This window comes from Clostridioides sp. LIBA-6622 (assembly GCF_056716095.1).
This window is the reverse complement of the sequence record NZ_CP196998.1, coordinates 134237-156779: the sequence shown is the minus strand read 5'-3', so window position 1 is coordinate 156779 and position 22543 is coordinate 134237. Positions and strand designations below refer to the sequence as shown.

Annotated in this window: 3 protein-coding genes, 23 tRNA genes and 9 rRNA genes; 1 reads left to right on the top strand and 34 read right to left on the bottom strand. The window is 43.6% G+C overall.

Annotated features, from left to right (window positions below; genetic code table 11):
* Positions 1-108: 108 nt before the first annotated feature.
* From ACTG47_RS01050 to ACTG47_RS01005, 10 genes are all read right to left on the bottom strand, one after another.
* Positions 109-3005 (bottom strand): 23S ribosomal RNA (locus ACTG47_RS01050).
* A gap of 207 nt (positions 3006-3212) precedes the next feature.
* A tRNA-Ala gene (locus ACTG47_RS01045) sits at positions 3213-3288 on the bottom strand.
* A 55-nt stretch (positions 3289-3343) separates the two neighbouring features.
* A 16S ribosomal RNA gene (locus ACTG47_RS01040) occupies positions 3344-4846 on the bottom strand.
* A 110-nt stretch (positions 4847-4956) separates the two neighbouring features.
* Positions 4957-5033, bottom strand: a tRNA-Ile gene (locus ACTG47_RS01035).
* A gap of 11 nt (positions 5034-5044) precedes the next feature.
* A tRNA-Leu gene (locus tag ACTG47_RS01030) sits at positions 5045-5133 on the bottom strand.
* 5 nt (positions 5134-5138) lie between these two features.
* A 5S ribosomal RNA gene (gene rrf / locus ACTG47_RS01025) occupies positions 5139-5255 on the bottom strand.
* 200 nt (positions 5256-5455) lie between these two features.
* Positions 5456-8352 (bottom strand): 23S ribosomal RNA (locus ACTG47_RS01020).
* Positions 8353-8592: 240 nt separating this feature from the next.
* Positions 8593-10095, bottom strand: a 16S ribosomal RNA gene (locus ACTG47_RS01015).
* Together the 16S, 23S and 5S rRNA genes with 3 tRNA genes alongside form the textbook arrangement of a ribosomal RNA operon.
* An 806-nt stretch (positions 10096-10901) precedes the next feature.
* Entirely contained in the window at positions 10902-11441 is a 540-nt protein-coding gene (gene nrdG / locus ACTG47_RS01010; RefSeq protein ID WP_479925793.1) for an anaerobic ribonucleoside-triphosphate reductase activating protein, read from the bottom strand.
* Between the two features lie 21 nt (positions 11442-11462).
* The gene (locus ACTG47_RS01005) at positions 11463-13814 is read right to left on the bottom strand and encodes an anaerobic ribonucleoside triphosphate reductase (RefSeq protein WP_479925792.1); all 2352 of its coding nucleotides are present in this window, start codon (positions 13812-13814) and stop codon (positions 11463-11465) included.
* Positions 13815-14186: 372 nt separating this feature from the next.
* Between ACTG47_RS01005 and ACTG47_RS01000 the strand changes: the two genes are divergently transcribed.
* On the top strand, positions 14187-15374 hold the full coding sequence (locus ACTG47_RS01000; protein WP_479925791.1) for a pyridoxal phosphate-dependent aminotransferase: 1188 nt from the start codon (positions 14187-14189) through the stop codon (positions 15372-15374).
* Positions 15375-15549: 175 nt separating this feature from the next.
* Here ACTG47_RS01000 and rrf (ACTG47_RS00995) read toward each other — a convergent pair.
* The 24 genes from rrf (ACTG47_RS00995) to rrf (ACTG47_RS00880) all read right to left on the bottom strand — a co-directional run bounded on the left by rrf (ACTG47_RS00995) (position 15550) and on the right by rrf (ACTG47_RS00880) (position 22502).
* Positions 15550-15666 (bottom strand): 5S ribosomal RNA (rrf, locus tag ACTG47_RS00995).
* 114 nt (positions 15667-15780) lie between these two features.
* Positions 15781-18677: ribosomal RNA gene (locus ACTG47_RS00990) — 23S ribosomal RNA — on the bottom strand.
* A 269-nt stretch (positions 18678-18946) separates the two neighbouring features.
* Positions 18947-19022: transfer RNA gene (locus ACTG47_RS00985), tRNA-Ala, on the bottom strand.
* A 55-nt stretch (positions 19023-19077) separates the two neighbouring features.
* A 16S ribosomal RNA gene (locus ACTG47_RS00980) occupies positions 19078-20580 on the bottom strand.
* A gap of 116 nt (positions 20581-20696) precedes the next feature.
* A tRNA-Met gene (locus ACTG47_RS00975) sits at positions 20697-20773 on the bottom strand.
* A gap of 7 nt (positions 20774-20780) precedes the next feature.
* Positions 20781-20856: transfer RNA gene (locus ACTG47_RS00970), tRNA-Phe, on the bottom strand.
* Between the two features lie 3 nt (positions 20857-20859).
* A tRNA-Ile gene (locus ACTG47_RS00965) sits at positions 20860-20936 on the bottom strand.
* A gap of 6 nt (positions 20937-20942) precedes the next feature.
* Positions 20943-21019 (bottom strand) — tRNA-Pro (locus ACTG47_RS00960).
* Positions 21020-21079: 60 nt separating this feature from the next.
* Positions 21080-21155: transfer RNA gene (locus ACTG47_RS00955), tRNA-Trp, on the bottom strand.
* Between the two features lie 11 nt (positions 21156-21166).
* Positions 21167-21240 (bottom strand) — tRNA-Ile (locus ACTG47_RS00950).
* Positions 21241-21244: 4 nt separating this feature from the next.
* Positions 21245-21321 (bottom strand) — tRNA-Pro (locus tag ACTG47_RS00945).
* Positions 21322-21329: 8 nt separating this feature from the next.
* A tRNA-Ser gene (locus ACTG47_RS00940) sits at positions 21330-21420 on the bottom strand.
* Positions 21421-21444: 24 nt separating this feature from the next.
* A tRNA-Ser gene (locus tag ACTG47_RS00935) sits at positions 21445-21533 on the bottom strand.
* Positions 21534-21535: 2 nt separating this feature from the next.
* Positions 21536-21611: transfer RNA gene (locus tag ACTG47_RS00930), tRNA-Lys, on the bottom strand.
* A 10-nt stretch (positions 21612-21621) separates the two neighbouring features.
* Positions 21622-21697: transfer RNA gene (locus tag ACTG47_RS00925), tRNA-Gln, on the bottom strand.
* Between the two features lie 9 nt (positions 21698-21706).
* Positions 21707-21783: transfer RNA gene (locus tag ACTG47_RS00920), tRNA-Arg, on the bottom strand.
* Between the two features lie 10 nt (positions 21784-21793).
* A tRNA-Gly gene (locus ACTG47_RS00915) sits at positions 21794-21867 on the bottom strand.
* Between the two features lie 9 nt (positions 21868-21876).
* Positions 21877-21961: transfer RNA gene (locus tag ACTG47_RS00910), tRNA-Tyr, on the bottom strand.
* A gap of 14 nt (positions 21962-21975) precedes the next feature.
* Positions 21976-22050, bottom strand: a tRNA-Thr gene (locus ACTG47_RS00905).
* An 11-nt stretch (positions 22051-22061) separates the two neighbouring features.
* Positions 22062-22138, bottom strand: a tRNA-Asp gene (locus ACTG47_RS00900).
* 5 nt (positions 22139-22143) lie between these two features.
* Positions 22144-22219, bottom strand: a tRNA-Val gene (locus ACTG47_RS00895).
* Between the two features lie 5 nt (positions 22220-22224).
* Positions 22225-22299, bottom strand: a tRNA-Glu gene (locus tag ACTG47_RS00890).
* Positions 22300-22303: 4 nt separating this feature from the next.
* A tRNA-Asn gene (locus ACTG47_RS00885) sits at positions 22304-22378 on the bottom strand.
* Positions 22379-22385: 7 nt separating this feature from the next.
* Positions 22386-22502: ribosomal RNA gene (gene rrf, locus ACTG47_RS00880) — 5S ribosomal RNA — on the bottom strand.
* Positions 22503-22543: the final 41 nt, after the last annotated feature.

Genomic DNA, 22543 nt, shown 5'->3' with positions numbered 1-22543 from the left:
TTATGCTTAATATTTCTATCAAGTTTTTAGAACCTAGTAATACTAGTTTCTTTAGAGTTAACACTCTAAAAACTACACATATATCTTACTGAATGAACATCAAATAATTTGGTCAAGTCCTCGACCTATTAGTATCGATAAGCTAAATACATTGCTGCACTTACACCTTCGACCTATCAACCAGATAGTCTTTCTGGGGTCTTACCCTTGCGGTGGGAAATCTTATCTTGAAGTCGGCTTCGCGCTTAGATGCTTTCAGCGCTTATCCATTCCGTACATAGCTACCCAGCCATGCCCTTGGCAGAACAACTGGTACACCAGAGGTACGTCCATCCCGGTCCTCTCGTACTAAGGACAGGTCTTCTCAAATTTCCTACGCCTGCGACGGATAGGGACCGAACTGTCTCACGACGTTCTGAACCCAGCTCGCGTACCACTTTAATGGGCGAACAGCCCAACCCTTGGGACCTACTACAGCCCCAGGATGTGATGAGCCGACATCGAGGTGCCAAACCTCCCCGTCGATGTGGACTCTTGGGGGAGATAAGCCTGTTATCCCCAGGGTAGCTTTTATCCGTTGAGCGATGGCCCTTCCACGCAGAACCACCGGATCACTAAGTCCGATTTTCATCCTTGCTCGACCTGTATGTCTTGCAATCAAGCTCTCTTTTGCCTTTACACTCTACGTACGATTTCCGACCGTACTGAGAGAACCTTTGAGCGCCTCCGTTACCTTTTGGGAGGCGACCGCCCCAGTCAAACTGCCCACCTGACAGTGTCCCAAGACCAGATTCATGGCCTATGGTTAGAGTCCCAGTACTACAAGGGTGGTATCCCAAGGATGGCTCCGCCAAAACTGGCGTCCTGGTTTCAAAGCCTCCCACCTATCCTGTACATGTAGTACCAAGACCCAATGTCAAGCTACAGTAAAGCTCCATGGGGTCTTTCCGTCCTGTCGCAGGTATCCGGCATCTTCACCGGAATTACAATTTCACCGAGTCTGTTGTTGAGACAGTGCCCAAATCGTTACGCCTTTCGTGCGGGTCGGAACTTACCCGACAAGGAATTTCGCTACCTTAGGACCGTTATAGTTACGGCCGCCGTTTACTGGGGCTTAAGTTCACTGCTTCGATTGCTCTAACAGATCCCCTTAACCTTCCAGCACCGGGCAGGCGTCAGCTCCTATACATCGTCTTGCGACTTAGCAGAAACCTATGTTTTTGGTAAACAGTCGCTTGGGCCTATTCTCTGCGGCCACCGGATGGTGGCACCCCTTATCCCTAAGTTACGGGGTCATTTTGCCGAGTTCCTTAACAACAGTTCTCTCGCGGGCCTTAGGATACTCTCCTCACCCACCTGTGTCGGTTTGCGGTACGGGTACCTTTAACCTCGATAGAGACTTTTCTTGACAGTGTGAAATCAGCTACTTCGCTACTAAATTTCGCTCCCCATCACATCCCAGCATTATCAAAGCGGATTTACCTACTCTGACTGCCTCAATGCTTGGGCACACATAACCAACAGTGTGCTTAGCTTATCCTACTGTGTCATCCCATCTCTCAAACGGTTATCGGTAGTACAGGAATATCAACCTGTTGTCCATCACCTACGCCTTTCGGCCTCAGCTTAGGTCCCGACTAACCCAGGGCGGACGAACCTTCCCCTGGAAACCTTGGGTTTACGGCCTGTGGGATTCTCACCCACATCTCGCTACTCATGCCAACATTCTCACTCCCATACTGTCCACATGTCCTTACGGTCATGCTTCAACCCGTATGGGAAGCTCCCCTACCCATCATAATGATGCCGTAGCTTCGGTAGTAAGTTTTAGCCCCGGAAATCTTCGGCGCAGGATCACTCGACCAGTGAGCTATTACGCACTCTTTGAATGAGTGGCTGCTTCTAAGCCAACATCCTGGTTGTCTGTGCAATCCCACATCCTTTACCACTTAACTTACATTTAGGGACCTTAGCTGACGATCTGGGCTGTTGCCCTTTCGACTATGAATCTTATCACCCACAGTCTGACTCCCAAGTATAAGATGACGGCATTCGGAGTTTGATAGTCTTCGGTAGGTGCAATACCCCCTAGGACATTCAGTGCTCTACCTCCGTATCTCTCACCTTGAGGCTAGCCCTAAAGCTATTTCGGGGAGAACCAGCTATCTCCGGGCTCGATTGGAATTTCACCGCTACCCACAAGTCATCCCCGAGCTTTTCAACGCTCGTGGGTTCGGACCTCCACGAAATTTTACTTTCGCTTCATCCTGCTCATGGGTAGGTCGCCCGGTTTCGGGTCTACGTCAAGTAACTGAACGCTCAGTTAAAACTCGCTTTCGCTACGGCTCCACACCTTAAGTGCTTAACCTTGCTACTTAACGTAACTCGTTGGCCCGTTCTACAAAAAGTACGCGGTCACACAAGAAATGTGCTTCCACAGCTTGTAAGTGCAGGGTTTCAGGTTCTATTTCACTCCCCTCCCGGGGTTCTTTTCACCTTTCCCTCACGGTACTATACGCTATCGGTCACTAGGTAGTATTTAGCCTTGGAGGGTGGTCCCTCCTGCTTCCCACAGGGTTTCACGTGTCCCGTGGTACTCTGGATCATATCTAAAGTCTTCTCGTTTAACATACAGGACTATTACCTTCTGTGGTGGGTCTTTCCAAACCTCTTCAATTACGATACCTCTTCGTTATGATATGTCCGCAACCCCAATAAAGAAAACTTTATTGGTTTGGGCTCTTCCGCGTTCGCTCGCCGCTACTTACGGAATCGAATTTCTTTCTCTTCCTTCAGGTACTTAGATGTTTCAGTTCCCTGAGTTCCCCTCATTAAGCTATGAATTCACTTAATGATACTTAGACATTACTCTAAGTGAGTTTCCTCATTCGGAAATCTTCGGATCAAAGTTTACGTGCAACTCCCCGAAGCTTATCGCAGCTTATCGCGTCCTTCATCGGCTCCTAGTGCCAAGGCATCCGCCCTGCACCCTTAATAACTTGACCAGTTAAAAAGGTTTGATAGATTAAAGTCTATCAACTTGATAATTTTAAAAAGTTATCAGCTTTATATATTACAAATTAGATGTCATATCACTAAATATATATGCAGTTTTTAAGGTGCTAACGCACAAAGCTTGGATAAAAATAAGCTTAAAGTGCAATGTAAGAGTCTACTAGATAAATCAAAGATTTAAGTAATATGCTCTTAAATGGTGGAGATGAGGAGAGTCGAACTCCTGACCCCTTGCTTGCAAGGCAAGTGCTCTCCCAACTGAGCTACACCCCCAAATATGAAGTTCATAAAGAACTTTCAAAATTAAACAGTAGGCAATTCTCCTTAGAAAGGAGGTGATCCAGCCGCACCTTCCGATACGGCTACCTTGTTACGACTTCACCCCAGTTATTGATTCCACCTTCGACGACTTCTTCCAAAAGGTTAGATAATCGGCTTCGGGCGTCTCCAACTCCCGTGGTGTGACGGGCGGTGTGTACAAGACCCGGGAACGCATTCACCGCAGCATTCTGATCTGCGATTACTAGTAACTCCAGCTTCATGTAGGCGAGTTTCAGCCTACAATCCGAACTGAGAGTAGCTTTAAGGGATTAGCTCCACCTTACGGCTTGGCAACCCTCTGTACTACCCATTGTAGCACGTGTGTAGCCCTAAGCATAAGGGGCATGATGATTTGACGTCATCCCCACCTTCCTCCAGGTTATCCCTGGCAGTCTCTCTAGAGTGCCCAACTTAATGATGGCAACTAAAGACAAGGGTTGCGCTCGTTGCGGGACTTAACCCAACATCTCACGACACGAGCTGACGACAACCATGCACCACCTGTCACCAATGTCCCCGAAGGGAACTCTCCGATTAAGGAGATGTCATTGGGATGTCAAGCTTAGGTAAGGTTCTTCGCGTTGCTTCGAATTAAACCACATGCTCCGCTACTTGTGCGGGTCCCCGTCAATTCCTTTGAGTTTCACTCTTGCGAGCGTACTTCCCAGGCGGAGTACTTAATGCGTTAGCTGCGGCACCGAGGGGGGTAACCCCCGACACCTAGTACTCATCGTTTACAGCGTGGACTACCAGGGTATCTAATCCTGTTTGCTCCCCACGCTTTCGTGCCTCAGCGTCAGTTACAGTCCAGAGAGCCGCCTTCGCAACTGGTGTTCCTCCTAATATCTACGCATTTCACCGCTACACTAGGAATTCCACTCTCCTCTCCTGCACTCAAGTCTCCCAGTTTCAAGAGCTTACTACGGTTGAGCCGTAGCCTTTCACTCCTGACTTGAAAGACCGCCTACGCACCCTTTACGCCCAGTAAATCCGGATAACGCTAGCCCCCTACGTATTACCGCGGCTGCTGGCACGTAGTTAGCCGGGGCTTCCTCCTCAAGTACCGTCATTATCTTCCTTGAGGACAGAGTTTTACGACCCGAAGGCCTTCATCACTCACGCGGCGTTGCTGCATCAGGCTTTCGCCCATTGTGCAATATTCCCCACTGCTGCCTCCCGTAGGAGTTTGGACCGTGTCTCAGTTCCAATGTGGCCGATCACCCTCTCAGGTCGGCTACTGATCGTCGCCTTGGTAAGCCGTTACCTTACCAACTAGCTAATCAGACGCGGGTCCATCCTGTACTGGCTCACCTTTGATATTTAAGAGATGCCTCTCAAATATGTTATCCCGTATTAGCATACCTTTCGGTATGTTATCCGTGTGTACAGGGTAGGTTACCCACGCGTTACTCACCCGTCCGCCGCTCTTTACCGAAGTAAATCGCTCAACTTGCATGTGTTAGGCACGCCGCCAGCGTTCATCCTGAGCCAGGATCAAACTCTCAAATAAAAGTTTATCAGGCTCAGATACTATTGTTATCAAAATATCTGGCTTTATGGTTTGTTTCTTGTTTTATAAATTAACCTACTGTTTAATTTTCAAAGTTCTTTAAATTATTGTGGTGGGCCATCAGGGACTCGAACCCCAGACCTACCGGTTATGAGCCGGGCGCTCTAACCAACTGAGCTAATGGCCCACAATAATTTGTGGTGCCGAAGACCGGAATCGAACCGGTACGAGAGGTAAGTCCCGCAGGATTTTAAGTCCTGTGCGTCTGCCAGTTCCGCCACTTCGGCACATCACCTGGCTATGTCCTACTCTCCCAGGCAGTTTCCCACCAAGTACCATCAGCGCTAGAGAGCTTAACTTCTGTGTTCGGAATGGGAACAGGTGTATCCTCTCTGCTATTATAACCAGATTATTGTCTAAATTTTCATTTAATTTTTTTCTAAGACAAGTATTATAATAACATTTTTGTCTTATTGTGTCAACACTTTTTTTATTCGATTTTTTAGCTTATAAAACTATTAAAAATCTATAATTTTTGACAACTTTAAATATATAGAGTTAGCACTCTAAAAACTACACATATATCTTACTGAATGAACATCAAATAATTTGGTCAAGTCCTCGACCTATTAGTATCGATAAGCTAAATACATTGCTGCACTTACACCTTCGACCTATCAACCAGATAGTCTTTCTGGGGTCTTACCCTTGCGGTGGGAAATCTTATCTTGAAGTCGGCTTCGCGCTTAGATGCTTTCAGCGCTTATCCATTCCGTACATAGCTACCCAGCCATGCCCTTGGCAGAACAACTGGTACACCAGAGGTACGTCCATCCCGGTCCTCTCGTACTAAGGACAGGTCTTCTCAAATTTCCTACGCCTGCGACGGATAGGGACCGAACTGTCTCACGACGTTCTGAACCCAGCTCGCGTACCACTTTAATGGGCGAACAGCCCAACCCTTGGGACCTACTACAGCCCCAGGATGTGATGAGCCGACATCGAGGTGCCAAACCTCCCCGTCGATGTGGACTCTTGGGGGAGATAAGCCTGTTATCCCCAGGGTAGCTTTTATCCGTTGAGCGATGGCCCTTCCACGCAGAACCACCGGATCACTAAGTCCGATTTTCATCCTTGCTCGACCTGTATGTCTTGCAATCAAGCTCTCTTTTGCCTTTACACTCTACGTACGATTTCCGACCGTACTGAGAGAACCTTTGAGCGCCTCCGTTACCTTTTGGGAGGCGACCGCCCCAGTCAAACTGCCCACCTGACAGTGTCCCAAGACCAGATTCATGGCCTATGGTTAGAGTCCCAGTACTACAAGGGTGGTATCCCAAGGATGGCTCCGCCAAAACTGGCGTCCTGGTTTCAAAGCCTCCCACCTATCCTGTACATGTAGTACCAAGACCCAATGTCAAGCTACAGTAAAGCTCCATGGGGTCTTTCCGTCCTGTCGCAGGTATCCGGCATCTTCACCGGAATTACAATTTCACCGAGTCTGTTGTTGAGACAGTGCCCAAATCGTTACGCCTTTCGTGCGGGTCGGAACTTACCCGACAAGGAATTTCGCTACCTTAGGACCGTTATAGTTACGGCCGCCGTTTACTGGGGCTTAAGTTCACTGCTTCGATTACTCTAACAGATCCCCTTAACCTTCCAGCACCGGGCAGGCGTCAGCTCCTATACATCGTCTTGCGACTTAGCAGAAACCTATGTTTTTGGTAAACAGTCGCTTGGGCCTATTCTCTGCGGCCACCAGATGGTGGCACCCCTTATCCCTAAGTTACGGGGTCATTTTGCCGAGTTCCTTAACAACAGTTCTCTCGCGGGCCTTAGGATACTCTCCTCACCCACCTGTGTCGGTTTGCGGTACGGGTACCTTTAACCTCGATAGAGACTTTTCTTGACAGTGTGAAATCAGCTACTTCGCTACTAAATTTCGCTCCCCATCACATCCCAGCATTATCAAAGCGGATTTACCTACTCTGACTGCCTCAATGCTTGGGCACACATAACCAACAGTGTGCTTAGCTTATCCTACTGTGTCATCCCATCTCTCAAACGGTTATCGGTAGTACAGGAATATCAACCTGTTGTCCATCACCTACGCCTTTCGGCCTCAGCTTAGGTCCCGACTAACCCAGGGCGGACGAACCTTCCCCTGGAAACCTTGGGTTTACGGCCTGTGGGATTCTCACCCACATCTCGCTACTCATGCCAACATTCTCACTCCCATACTGTCCACATGTCCTTACGGTCATGCTTCAACCCGTATGGGAAGCTCCCCTACCCATCATAATGATGTCGTAGCTTCGGTAGTAAGTTTTAGCCCCGGAAATCTTCGGCGCAGGATCACTCGACCAGTGAGCTATTACGCACTCTTTGAATGAGTGGCTGCTTCTAAGCCAACATCCTGGTTGTCTGTGCAATCCCACATCCTTTACCACTTAACTTACATTTAGGGACCTTAGCTGACGATCTGGGCTGTTGCCCTTTCGACTATGAATCTTATCACCCACAGTCTGACTCCCAAGTATAAGATGACGGCATTCGGAGTTTGATAGTCTTCGGTAGGTGCAATACCCCCTAGGACATTCAGTGCTCTACCTCCGTATCTCTCACCTTGAGGCTAGCCCTAAAGCTATTTCGGGGAGAACCAGCTATCTCCGGGCTCGATTGGAATTTCACCGCTACCCACAAGTCATCCCCGAGCTTTTCAACGCTCGTGGGTTCGGACCTCCACGAAATTTTACTTTCGCTTCATCCTGCTCATGGGTAGGTCGCCCGGTTTCGGGTCTACGTCAAGTAACTGAACGCTCAGTTAAAACTCGCTTTCGCTACGGCTCCACACCTTAAGTGCTTAACCTTGCTACTTAACGTAACTCGTTGGCCCGTTCTACAAAAAGTACGCGGTCACACAAGAAATGTGCTTCCACAGCTTGTAAGTGCAGGGTTTCAGGTTCTATTTCACTCCCCTCCCGGGGTTCTTTTCACCTTTCCCTCACGGTACTATACGCTATCGGTCACTAGGTAGTATTTAGCCTTGGAGGGTGGTCCCTCCTGCTTCCCACAGGGTTTCACGTGTCCCGTGGTACTCTGGATCATATCTAAAGTCTTCTCGTTTAACATACAGGACTATTACCTTCTGTGGTGGGTCTTTCCAAACCTCTTCAATTACGATACCTCTTCGTTATGATATGTCCGCAACCCCAATAAAGAAAACTTTATTGGTTTGGGCTCTTCCGCGTTCGCTCGCCGCTACTTACGGAATCGAATTTCTTTCTCTTCCTTCAGGTACTTAGATGTTTCAGTTCCCTGAGTTCCCCTCATTAAGCTATGAATTCACTTAATGATACTTAGACATTACTCTAAGTGAGTTTCCTCATTCGGAAATCTTCGGATCAAAGTTTACGTGCAACTCCCCGAAGCTTATCGCAGCTTATCGCGTCCTTCATCGGCTCCTAGTGCCAAGGCATCCGCCCTGCACCCTTAATAACTTGACCAGTTAAAAAGGTTTGATAGATTAAAGTCTATCAACTTGATAATTTTAAAAAGTTATCAACTTTATATATTACAAATTAGATGTCATATCACTAAATATATATGCAGTTTTTAAGGTGCTAACGCACATCTTCAACAAACAAACTTCACATTGGTTTAGTTTATCTAGTTGATTCAAGTGCTAATTTTGAGTATTCGTAAAAACGAACCCTCAAAATTAAACAGTAGGCAATTCTCCTTAGAAAGGAGGTGATCCAGCCGCACCTTCCGATACGGCTACCTTGTTACGACTTCACCCCAGTTATTGATTCCACCTTCGACGACTTCTTCCAAAAGGTTAGATAATCGGCTTCGGGCGTCTCCAACTCCCGTGGTGTGACGGGCGGTGTGTACAAGACCCGGGAACGCATTCACCGCAGCATTCTGATCTGCGATTACTAGTAACTCCAGCTTCATGTAGGCGAGTTTCAGCCTACAATCCGAACTGAGAGTAGCTTTAAGGGATTAGCTCCACCTTACGGCTTGGCAACCCTCTGTACTACCCATTGTAGCACGTGTGTAGCCCTAAGCATAAGGGGCATGATGATTTGACGTCATCCCCACCTTCCTCCAGGTTATCCCTGGCAGTCTCTCTAGAGTGCCCAACTTAATGATGGCAACTAAAGACAAGGGTTGCGCTCGTTGCGGGACTTAACCCAACATCTCACGACACGAGCTGACGACAACCATGCACCACCTGTCACCAATGTCCCCGAAGGGAACTCTCCGATTAAGGAGATGTCATTGGGATGTCAAGCTTAGGTAAGGTTCTTCGCGTTGCTTCGAATTAAACCACATGCTCCGCTACTTGTGCGGGTCCCCGTCAATTCCTTTGAGTTTCACTCTTGCGAGCGTACTTCCCAGGCGGAGTACTTAATGCGTTAGCTGCGGCACCGAGGGGGGTAACCCCCGACACCTAGTACTCATCGTTTACAGCGTGGACTACCAGGGTATCTAATCCTGTTTGCTCCCCACGCTTTCGTGCCTCAGCGTCAGTTACAGTCCAGAGAGCCGCCTTCGCAACTGGTGTTCCTCCTAATATCTACGCATTTCACCGCTACACTAGGAATTCCACTCTCCTCTCCTGCACTCAAGTCTCCCAGTTTCAAGAGCTTACTACGGTTGAGCCGTAGCCTTTCACTCCTGACTTGAAAGACCGCCTACGCACCCTTTACGCCCAGTAAATCCGGATAACGCTAGCCCCCTACGTATTACCGCGGCTGCTGGCACGTAGTTAGCCGGGGCTTCCTCCTCAAGTACCGTCATTATCTTCCTTGAGGACAGAGTTTTACGACCCGAAGGCCTTCATCACTCACGCGGCGTTGCTGCATCAGGCTTTCGCCCATTGTGCAATATTCCCCACTGCTGCCTCCCGTAGGAGTTTGGACCGTGTCTCAGTTCCAATGTGGCCGATCACCCTCTCAGGTCGGCTACTGATCGTCGCCTTGGTAAGCCGTTACCTTACCAACTAGCTAATCAGACGCGGGTCCATCCTGTACTGGCTCACCTTTGATATTTAAGAGATGCCTCTCAAATATGTTATCCCGTATTAGCATACCTTTCGGTATGTTATCCGTGTGTACAGGGTAGGTTACCCACGCGTTACTCACCCGTCCGCCGCTCTTTACCGAAGTAAATCGCTCAACTTGCATGTGTTAGGCACGCCGCCAGCGTTCATCCTGAGCCAGGATCAAACTCTCAAATAAAAGTTTATCAGGCTCAGATACTATTGTTATCAAAATATCTGGCTTTATGGTTTGTTTCTTGTTTATAAATTAACCTACTGTTTAATTTTCAAAGTTCTTTATGCTTTATTTGTTTGCCCTTTTCTTGAGGACAAGTATTACTATACCAACTTTTACTTTTAGAGTCAATAACTTTTTTCACATTTTTTATTTTCAAGTGACCTATTTATTTATATATGGTTATATTATCCACATTATAAACAACTGATTCATATTGTTTTAACTTATTACATTAAATATTATCCACATTATAAACATATTTATCCACAAATTACAAATTTTAATATTTTTTATACAAAGATATATCTTATATGCAATTATACTTAGTTATTTAATTGATTTACATTATAGAATTTGTTTATAAGCAAAATACAAATCAGGAAATCCAATTAAAAATACTCATTTTAAAGCTTTTCTATTTTTTAATATACTTAATGCCAGCTTTGATGATACTGGCTAAATTACCATTTGAGTTACTTATCAACATTTAATCACTTATTTAAAATCTTTTATTATACTAATTTAAAGATTTTTACATGGGAAATTTAACATTTTAGTTTCTTAGCAAAGAATCTATGAATTAATATTTGGTATATCCTTTATAAACTATCAATTAAAATCATATAAGCTTATAAAAAAGTTGAATAAAAATGCATGATAAGTATTTTTATTCAATCATTGTATTTTATATAGCACAGATTTAAGAACTTACATAAAAATAGACCGAGGTTAATATATTATTATATTAACCTCAGTCCATTTTTGTTTTATTCTGCTATAGATAAATCATCTTTCATATATTGTTCAACTAAAAATACTTTTTTGTACTTTAAACTTTTTTGAACATCAATTATTCTTTGATTTGATGAACCTCTAAACTTCAAACTTATATCTTTTTTCTCAGCTATAAATTTCCCATCCACTAAGACATCAATTTGTTTTAGTAAATTTAAATTTTTAAAATATCTACTATTCTTCTTATCTAATAACTGTTCAAATGTGAATCCAGTATATGACCACACATCCAGTCCATTTCTTTTAGCTTCTTTTGCTATTTCTTCTAATGGTTCTGGCTGTAAAAATGGTTCTCCTCCTGATAATGTAATACCTTTTTGTAACTTTAATGATTTTATCTTATTTATAATTTCTTCTGTATCCATATAAAATCCTCCACATAAATCATGTGTCTGAGGATTATGGCATTCTTTACAATTATGAATACACCCTTGAGTCCATATTACCATCCTTAATCCTGGTCCATCAACTATACTGTCATGGCTTATAGTAGATGACATTCTTATTTTCATAACTTATTCCTCCAAATAAAACTATCTATGCTTTACTCTATCTCTTACTTCAGCTTTTTTTGCATTATTAAATCTGTCAACTGTACCGACTAAGTACCCTGTTATTCTTCTTATTCTTTCAAATTTGATATCACTTTCATCTTCATTTCTTCCACATACAGGACATATATTACTTGCTATTACACCTGAAAAACCACAAATTGGGTCTCTATCTACAGGATGATTTATGCTTCCATATCCTATACCTAAGTTTTTCATAGCTTTTATAACTGTTTCAAAAGCTTCTAAGTTATCTGATGGATCTCCATCTAATTCTACATATGTTATATGACCTGCATTAGTCAATTCATGATATGGAGCTTCTATCTCAATTTTGTCATATGCACTTATATTATAATAAACTGGCACATGGAATGAATTAGTGTAGTATTCTTTGTCTGTTATACCTTTAATTTCTCCATATACTTTTTTATCTATTTTAGTAAATCTACCCGAAAGACCTTCTGCTGGTGTACCCATTAAAGAGAAATTTAATTCGTATTTATCTGTAGCTTCATCCATTTTATCTCTCATGTGTGACACTATTCTTAATCCTAACTCTTGAGCTTCTTTGCTTTCTCCATGATGTTTACCTATAAGAGCAATAAGACACTCTGCTAAACCTATGAATCCAATTGTCAATGTTCCTTGTTTTATTACTTCTTTTAATGTATCTTCTGGTCCTAAGTCATCAGAACCTTTCCATACACCTTGACCCATCAAGAATGGGAAATTCTTCATTTTTTTATTTCCTTGAACCTCAAGACGTTCTAATAATTGTTCTATAATTAAGTCGATCTTCTCATCTAATTCTTCAAAAAAACTGTCTAAATCCGCTTTCTCACCATTTACAATACCATGCTTTATACCTAATCTTGGGAGATTAACTGTAGTAAAAGATATATTACCTCTACCACTAACTGTTTCTGAACCACATACATTACTAAGCACTCTTGTTCTACAACCCATATATGTGGCCTCTGTATCTGGTTCACCTTCTCTGTAATATTTAGCATTAAAAGGCGCATCTAAGAAACTAAAATTAGGGAATAGTCTTTTAGCTGATACTCTGCATGATAATTTAAATAAATCATAATTAGGATCTTCAGGATTTAAATTTACTCCTTCTTTAACTTTAAATATTAAAATTGGAAAAATTGGTGTCTCTCCATTGCCTAGTCCTCTTTCTTGAGATAATAAAAGATTCTTAGTTACCATTCTTCCTTCTTCAGAAATATCTGTTCCAAAGTTTACACTTGAAAATGGTACCTGTGCACCTGCTCTAGAATGCATTGTATTTAAATTATGTATAAATGCTTCCATAGATTGGTATGTTTTTTTATCAGTTTCTCTATATGATTCTTCAAATGCAAAATTCTGCATGTTATTTACAAGTTCTTCATCAATATCAAAAGTTTCTATTAATTTCTCTTTTTCTAGGTTTAGATATAATGCCTCTTTTTTAAGACCAACCTTTTGATTTGTTTCTTTCTCTGTACTATATACTATGTCCTTTATTGCATCATTATTTTCAATTCCTTTAAATAATTTCAATGCTTTAGTTAAGTTTCCTATGTAGAATTTCTTAAAAGTCTTATATACACCTTCAGCCAATCCATAATCGAAAAATGGAATACTTTGACCTCCATGTTGGTCATTTTGATTACTTTGTATAGCAATTGCAGCTAATGCACCATAACTTATTATATCTTGTGGTTCTCTTAAGAAGCCATGTCCTGTTGAAAAGCCACCATTAAATAGTTTTTTAACATCTATCTGGCAACAAGTTAATGTACCCATATTTAAAAAGTCCATATCATGTATATGTATATCTCCATTCTCATGAGCAAAAGAATGTTCTGGCTTTAATATATGAGTCTTACAAAATTCTTTAGATACAGTGCTTCCATATTGTAGCATAGTTCCCATGGCTGTATTACCATTAATGTTTGCATTTTCTCTTTTTATATCAGCATCTTCTGCATCCTCAAAAGTAATTTCCTCTATTGCTTTCATCAATCTTGTTTTTGAATTTCTTATTCTACTTCTTTCAGTTCTGTATATTATGTATTCTTCACTAGTTTTTGCATGACCAGTTTCTATAAGAATCTTAACTACTGAATCTTGAATATCTTCAACACTTGGAACTGATTCTGAATATTTATGATTTAAAAATCTTATTACTTCCTGAGTTAATTGCTCAGATAATTTATAATCAGGTACTATTCCTTCCCTCTCTGCAACATTTGTAGCTGCTAAAAATATAGCTCTTGTTATTCTATCTTCATTAAATGGGATTACTCTTCCATCTCTTTTTTTTACGAATTCAACCAATTAAAAAAACCTCCTATTACTATATATTGTATTTTATTAATCTACATACCACTATATGTAGTATATTAAGTCTAAAAAAATCCCCTTCAACTAAGTTAAAGGGATTATCTTAATAATTTCTATATTAAGATTACCAAATTTGTACATAATAGTCAAACTTACGCAAGTCATTGCAAATACTATCTAGATATTTTGAACAGTAGCGTTTCTAACAACTTTGAGTGCCAAAACTTTTTTCTCTTTTTTTTACACTAATTTTAGGCAAAAAACGTATAATTTCATATACATTAATATATATATCTACAAATTTCCTTATGTAAATTCTTTAAAATTGTCGTATAATATAAATAATAATTTAAAAGGAGGCATTTTATGTTATCAAAAAGACTAAACTTTATAACTCCATCCTACACAATAGGTATTAGTTCAAAAGTTAAAGAAATGGAAAGTAACGGAATTAAAGTAATAAATCTTAGTATAGGAGAACCTGATTTCAATGTACCTAATAATGCAAAAGCTTATGGTATTGACTCTTTAAATAAAGATTGTACTAAATATGATTTAGTTCCAGGATTAAAGATACTTAGAGAGGAAATTTGTAAAAAACTTTTTAATGAAAATAACTGTAAATATTCAATAGATGAGATAGTTATATCAAGTGGAGCGAAAAACTCTATAACGAACACTTTGTTAGCTTTAACTGATGAAGGAGATGAGGTATTATTACCAAAACCTTATTGGGTTAGTTATCCTGAAATGGTTAAATTAGTTAATGCCGTTCCCGTTTTCATAGATACTAAAAAAGACAATGGATTCAAACTAACAAAAGATGAGCTTAAAAAATCTATAACAAATAAAACAAAAATTCTTGTAATAAATAACCCTTCAAATCCTACTGGTAGCGTTTATACAAAAGATGAGTTAATAGAAATAGTAGATATATGTATACAAAATAAAATATATATCTTAGCAGATGAAATATATGAAAAAATATGCTATGATGTGGAATTTACATCAATTGCATCATTAAGTGAAGAGGCTAAAAATATAACAATAACTGTAAATGGTTTTTCTAAATCTGCTGCAATGACTGGATTAAGATTGGGATATACAGCATCTAATAAAACCATTGCTAAAGCAATGAGCTCTATACAGGGACATCTTATATCTCATCCAAGTTTAACAGCACAATACATAGCATATGGAGCCTTAAAAGATTGCTCAACTGATATAGATAATATGGTTAAGACATATAAATCTAGAAGAGACTTAATTACATCAAAATTAGACTCTATCGAAAATGTAGGATATGTAAATCCAAATGGTGCATTTTATGCATTTATAGACCTTTCTAAAGTATCTGAGAGATTTGAGTATAAAGAGAGCTTTTCTATAGAATTTTGTAATAAATTTTTAGAAGAATATAATGTTGCAGTTGTTCCTGGAATAGCATTTGGTATGGATAAATATATTCGTATATCTTACGCTTGCAGTGAAAATACTTTCTTATCTGGATTAGATAAATTAAAAGAGTTTGTATATAAAATAATGGCACAATAACAATTTAAATTAAATAATTCTTGTATATAAAGTATTTAATTATAGTTAACATGCTAAATAAGTAGATAAAATGATAAAAGACCTACTGATTTTTATACCAGTAAGTCTTTTATTTTTCACAATTAAAACAATAAATTAAAGTAGTAATTTATAATAAAATATAATAAAAAAGATTACGTGGCTACGTCCTACTCTCCCAGGCAGTTTCCCACCAAGTACCATCAGCGCTAGAGAGCTTAACTTCTGTGTTCGGAATGGGAACAGGTGTATCCTCTCTGCTATTGTAACCACATAATCTTTATGCTTAATATCTCTATTAAGTTTTTAGAATCTAGTAATACTAGTTTCTTTAGAGTTAACACTCTAAAAACTGCACATATATTTTACTGAATGGACATCAAATAATTTGGTCAAGTCCTCGACCTATTAGTATCGATAAGCTAAATACATTGCTGCACTTACACCTTCGACCTATCAACCAGATAGTCTTTCTGGGGTCTTACCCTTGCGGTGGGAAATCTTATCTTGAAGTCGGCTTCGCGCTTAGATGCTTTCAGCGCTTATCCATTCCGTACATAGCTACCCAGCCATGCCCTTGGCAGAACAACTGGTACACCAGAGGTACGTCCATCCCGGTCCTCTCGTACTAAGGACAGGTCTTCTCAAATTTCCTACGCCTGCGACGGATAGGGACCGAACTGTCTCACGACGTTCTGAACCCAGCTCGCGTACCACTTTAATGGGCGAACAGCCCAACCCTTGGGACCTACTACAGCCCCAGGATGTGATGAGCCGACATCGAGGTGCCAAACCTCCCCGTCGATGTGGACTCTTGGGGGAGATAAGCCTGTTATCCCCAGGGTAGCTTTTATCCGTTGAGCGATGGCCCTTCCACGCAGAACCACCGGATCACTAAGTCCGATTTTCATCCTTGCTCGACCTGTATGTCTTGCAATCAAGCTCTCTTTTGCCTTTACACTCTACGTACGATTTCCGACCGTACTGAGAGAACCTTTGAGCGCCTCCGTTACCTTTTGGGAGGCGACCGCCCCAGTCAAACTGCCCACCTGACAGTGTCCCAAGACCAGATTCATGGCCTATGGTTAGAGTCCCAGTACTACAAGGGTGGTATCCCAAGGATGGCTCCGCCAAAACTGGCGTCCTGGTTTCAAAGCCTCCCACCTATCCTGTACATGTAGTACCAAGACCCAATGTCAAGCTACAGTAAAGCTCCATGGGGTCTTTCCGTCCTGTCGCAGGTATCCGGCATCTTCACCGGAATTACAATTTCACCGAGTCTGTTGTTGAGACAGTGCCCAAATCGTTACGCCTTTCGTGCGGGTCGGAACTTACCCGACAAGGAATTTCGCTACCTTAGGACCGTTATAGTTACGGCCGCCGTTTACTGGGGCTTAAGTTCACTGCTTCGATTACTCTAACAGATCCCCTTAACCTTCCAGCACCGGGCAGGCGTCAGCTCCTATACATCGTCTTGCGACTTAGCAGAAACCTATGTTTTTGGTAAACAGTCGCTTGGGCCTATTCTCTGCGGCCACCAGATGGTGGCACCCCTTATCCCTAAGTTACGGGGTCATTTTGCCGAGTTCCTTAACAACAGTTCTCTCGCGGGCCTTAGGATACTCTCCTCACCCACCTGTGTCGGTTTGCGGTACGGGTACCTTTAACCTCGATAGAGACTTTTCTTGACAGTGTGAAATCAGCTACTTCGCTACTAAATTTCGCTCCCCATCACATCCCAGCATTATCAAAGCGGATTTACCTACTCTGACTGCCTCAATGCTTGGGCACACATAACCAACAGTGTGCTTAGCTTATCCTACTGTGTCATCCCATCTCTCAAACGGTTATCGGTAGTACAGGAATATCAACCTGTTGTCCATCACCTACGCCTTTCGGCCTCAGCTTAGGTCCCGACTAACCCAGGGCGGACGAACCTTCCCCTGGAAACCTTGGGTTTACGGCCTGTGGGATTCTCACCCACATCTCGCTACTCATGCCAACATTCTCACTCCCATACTGTCCACATGTCCTTACGGTCATGCTTCAACCCGTATGGGAAGCTCCCCTACCCATCATAATGATGCCGTAGCTTCGGTAGTAAGTTTTAGCCCCGGAAATCTTCGGCGCAGGATCACTCGACCAGTGAGCTATTACGCACTCTTTGAATGAGTGGCTGCTTCTAAGCCAACATCCTGGTTGTCTGTGCAATCCCACATCCTTTACCACTTAACTTACATTTAGGGACCTTAGCTGACGATCTGGGCTGTTACCCTTTCGACTATGAATCTTATCACCCACAGTCTGACTCCCAAGTATAAGATGACGGCATTCGGAGTTTGATAGTCTTCGGTAGGTGCAATACCCCCTAGGACATTCAGTGCTCTACCTCCGTATCTCTCACCTTGAGGCTAGCCCTAAAGCTATTTCGGGGAGAACCAGCTATCTCCGGGCTCGATTGGAATTTCACCGCTACCCACAAGTCATCCCCGAGCTTTTCAACGCTCGTGGGTTCGGACCTCCACGAAATTTTACTTTCGCTTCATCCTGCTCATGGGTAGGTCGCCCGGTTTCGGGTCTACGTCAAGTAACTGAACGCTCAGTTAAAACTCGCTTTCGCTACGGCTCCACACCTTAAGTGCTTAACCTTGCTACTTAACGTAACTCGTTGGCCCGTTCTACAAAAAGTACGCGGTCACACAAGAAATGTGCTTCCACAGCTTGTAAGTGCAGGGTTTCAGGTTCTATTTCACTCCCCTCCCGGGGTTCTTTTCACCTTTCCCTCACGGTACTATACGCTATCGGTCACTAGGTAGTATTTAGCCTTGGAGGGTGGTCCCTCCTGCTTCCCACAGGGTTTCACGTGTCCCGTGGTACTCTGGATCATATCTAAAGTCTTCTCGTTTAACATACAGGACTATTACCTTCTGTGGTGGGTCTTTCCAAACCTCTTCAATTACGATACCTCTTCGTTATGATATGTCCGCAACCCCAATAAAGAAAACTTTATTGGTTTGGGCTCTTCCGCGTTCGCTCGCCGCTACTTACGGAATCGAATTTCTTTCTCTTCCTTCAGGTACTTAGATGTTTCAGTTCCCTGAGTTCCCCTCATTAAGCTATGAATTCACTTAATGATACTTAGACATTACTCTAAGTGAGTTTCCTCATTCGGAAATCTTCGGATCAAAGTTTACGTGCAACTCCCCGAAGCTTATCGCAGCTTATCGCGTCCTTCATCGGCTCCTAGTGCCAAGGCATCCGCCCTGCACCCTTAATAACTTGACCAGTTAAAAAGGTTTGATAGATTAAAGTCTATCAACTTGATAATTTTAAAAAGTTATCAGCTTTATATATTACAAATTAGATGTCATATCACTAAATATATATGCAGTTTTTAAGGTGCTAACGCACATCGCCAACAAACAAACTTCACATTCGTTCAGTTTATTCTGTTGCTTAAGGTGCTAACGCACAAAGCTTGAATAAAAATAAGCTTAAAGTGCAATGTAAGAGTCTACTAGATAAATCAAAGATTTAAGTAATATGCTCTTAAATGGTGGAGATGAGGAGAGTCGAACTCCTGACCCCTTGCTTGCAAGGCAAGTGCTCTCCCAACTGAGCTACACCCCCAAATATGAAGTTCATAAAGAACTTTCAAAATTAAACAGTAGGCAATTCTCCTTAGAAAGGAGGTGATCCAGCCGCACCTTCCGATACGGCTACCTTGTTACGACTTCACCCCAGTTATTGATTCCACCTTCGACGACTTCTTCCAAAAGGTTAGATAATCGGCTTCGGGCGTCTCCAACTCCCGTGGTGTGACGGGCGGTGTGTACAAGACCCGGGAACGCATTCACCGCAGCATTCTGATCTGCGATTACTAGTAACTCCAGCTTCATGTAGGCGAGTTTCAGCCTACAATCCGAACTGAGAGTAGCTTTAAGGGATTAGCTCCACCTTACGGCTTGGCAACCCTCTGTACTACCCATTGTAGCACGTGTGTAGCCCTAAGCATAAGGGGCATGATGATTTGACGTCATCCCCACCTTCCTCCAGGTTATCCCTGGCAGTCTCTCTAGAGTGCCCAACTTAATGATGGCAACTAAAGACAAGGGTTGCGCTCGTTGCGGGACTTAACCCAACATCTCACGACACGAGCTGACGACAACCATGCACCACCTGTCACCAATGTCCCCGAAGGGAACTCTCCGATTAAGGAGATGTCATTGGGATGTCAAGCTTAGGTAAGGTTCTTCGCGTTGCTTCGAATTAAACCACATGCTCCGCTACTTGTGCGGGTCCCCGTCAATTCCTTTGAGTTTCACTCTTGCGAGCGTACTTCCCAGGCGGAGTACTTAATGCGTTAGCTGCGGCACCGAGGGGGGTAACCCCCGACACCTAGTACTCATCGTTTACAGCGTGGACTACCAGGGTATCTAATCCTGTTTGCTCCCCACGCTTTCGTGCCTCAGCGTCAGTTACAGTCCAGAGAGCCGCCTTCGCAACTGGTGTTCCTCCTAATATCTACGCATTTCACCGCTACACTAGGAATTCCACTCTCCTCTCCTGCACTCAAGTCTCCCAGTTTCAAGAGCTTACTACGGTTGAGCCGTAGCCTTTCACTCCTGACTTGAAAGACCGCCTACGCACCCTTTACGCCCAGTAAATCCGGATAACGCTAGCCCCCTACGTATTACCGCGGCTGCTGGCACGTAGTTAGCCGGGGCTTCCTCCTCAAGTACCGTCATTATCTTCCTTGAGGACAGAGTTTTACGACCCGAAGGCCTTCATCACTCACGCGGCGTTGCTGCATCAGGCTTTCGCCCATTGTGCAATATTCCCCACTGCTGCCTCCCGTAGGAGTTTGGACCGTGTCTCAGTTCCAATGTGGCCGATCACCCTCTCAGGTCGGCTACTGATCGTCGCCTTGGTAAGCCGTTACCTTACCAACTAGCTAATCAGACGCGGGTCCATCCTGTACTGGCTCACCTTTGATATTTAAGAGATGCCTCTCAAATATGTTATCCCGTATTAGCATACCTTTCGGTATGTTATCCGTGTGTACAGGGTAGGTTACCCACGCGTTACTCACCCGTCCGCCGCTCTTTACCGAAGTAAATCGCTCAACTTGCATGTGTTAGGCACGCCGCCAGCGTTCATCCTGAGCCAGGATCAAACTCTCAAACAAAAGTTTATCAGGCTCAGATACTATTGTTATCAAAATATCTGGCTTTATGGTTTGTTTCTTGTTTTATAAATTAACCTACTGTTTAATTTTCAAAGTTCTTTAATGATATAGTTAGATGGTAGCGGTAATAGGAGTCGAACCTATGACCTTTCGGGTATGAACCGAACGCTCTAGCCAACTAAGCTATACCGCCCTATTTCTGGTGCCCAGAGGCGGAATCGAACCACCGACACGGGGATTTTCAGTCCCCTGCTCTACCGACTGAGCTATCTGGGCAAATGGTGGGCCTAGCTGGACTCGAACCAGCGACCTCACGCTTATCAGGCGTGCGCTCTAACCACCTGAGCTATAGGCCCTTTTCTTGGTCGAGGTGAAGGGACTCGAACCCCCGGCCCCATGGTCCCAAACCATGTGCGCTACCAAACTGCGCTACACCTCGAAATTTTATTTACTATCTTATACTACTCTAAAATTCATTTTTTTTCAAGTCCTTTTTATTTGGCAGGGGTGGAGGGACTCGAACCCCCGGCGCACGGTTTTGGAGACCGACGCTCTACCAACTGAGCTACACCCCTATGAAGAATAGTGGACCTTCAGGGACTCGAACCCCAGACCTACCGGTTATGAGCCGGGCGCTCTAACCAACTGAGCTAAAGGTCCAAGTTGGTCGAGGTGAAGGGACTCGAACCCCCGGCCCCATGGTCCCAAACCATGTGCGCTACCAAACTGCGCTACACCTCGTTTTTAAATGGCGGAGAAGGAGGGATTCGAACCCTCGCACCGGTTACCCAGCCTAATCCCTTAGCAGGGGATCCTCTTGAGCCACTTGAGTACTTCTCCAAATTAAGTCCTATTTATTTTACTTGGCGGAGAGGGTGGGATTCGAACCCACGGCCCCTTTCGAAGTCACTGGTTTTCAAGACCAGCTCCTTAAACCACTCGGACACCTCTCCATTGGTGATCTATCCGCGACTCGAACGCGGGACACCCTGATTAAAAGTCAGGTGCTCTACCGACTGAGCTAATAGACCATATTTTATTTGGCTGGGGATGCAGGACTCGAACCTACGCATACATGAGTCAAAGTCATGTGCCTTACCGACTTGGCTAATCCCCAATATATATGTGGTGAGCGCACAGGGATTCGAACCCCGGACACACGCCTTAGAAGGGCGTTGCTCTATCCAGCTGAGCTATGCACCCACGCTTTTTTTGGAGCGGGTGAAGGGGATCGAACCCTCACAGCTGGCTTGGAAGGCCAGAACTCTACCATTGAGCTACACCCGCATATTTAATTGGTGGAGGATGGTGGATTCGAACCACCGAAGTCGATGACAACAGATTTACAGTCTGCCCCCTTTGGCCGCTCGGGAAATCCTCCGTATTAGTTTTACATGGAGCTGGTGATAGGAATCGAACCTACAACCTGCTGATTACAAGTCAGCTGCTCTACCGTTGAGCCACACCAGCATTTTTTGTTTTGGCGACCTGGAAGGGGTTCGAACCCTCGACCTCCAGCGTGACAGGCTGGCATTCTAACCAACTGAACTACCAGGCCGCAAATGGTGGGACCAACAGGGCTCGAACCTGTGACCCCCTGCTTGTAAGGCAGGTGCTCTCCCAGCTGAGCTATGATCCCACAAATGGTGACTCGTAGGGGAATTGAACCCCTGTTACCGCCGTGAAAGGGCGGTGTCTTAACCTCTTGACCAACGAGCCATATTGGCTCCAAGGGTGGGGCTCGAACCCACAGCCTACCGGTTAACAGCCGGTTGCTCCACCGTTGAGCTACCTTGGAATATCCAACGTGGCTATGTCCTACTCTCCCAGGCAGTTTCCCACCAAGTACCATCAGCGCTAGAGAACTTAACTTCTGTGTTCGGAATGGGAACAGGTGTATCTTCTCTGCTATTATAACCACATTTTTTTCTTTCTTGTTGCTAGGACAAGTATAATATTAACA

Bases quoted from the DNA above. Each gene is read 5' to 3' on its own strand.
- nrdG (WP_479925793.1), bottom strand. From the start codon at position 11,441: ATGAAAATAAGAATGTCATCTACTATAAGCCATGACAGTATAGTTGAT.
- ACTG47_RS01000 (WP_479925791.1), top strand. From the start codon at position 14,187: ATGTTATCAAAAAGACTAAACTTTATAACTCCATCCTACACAATAGGT.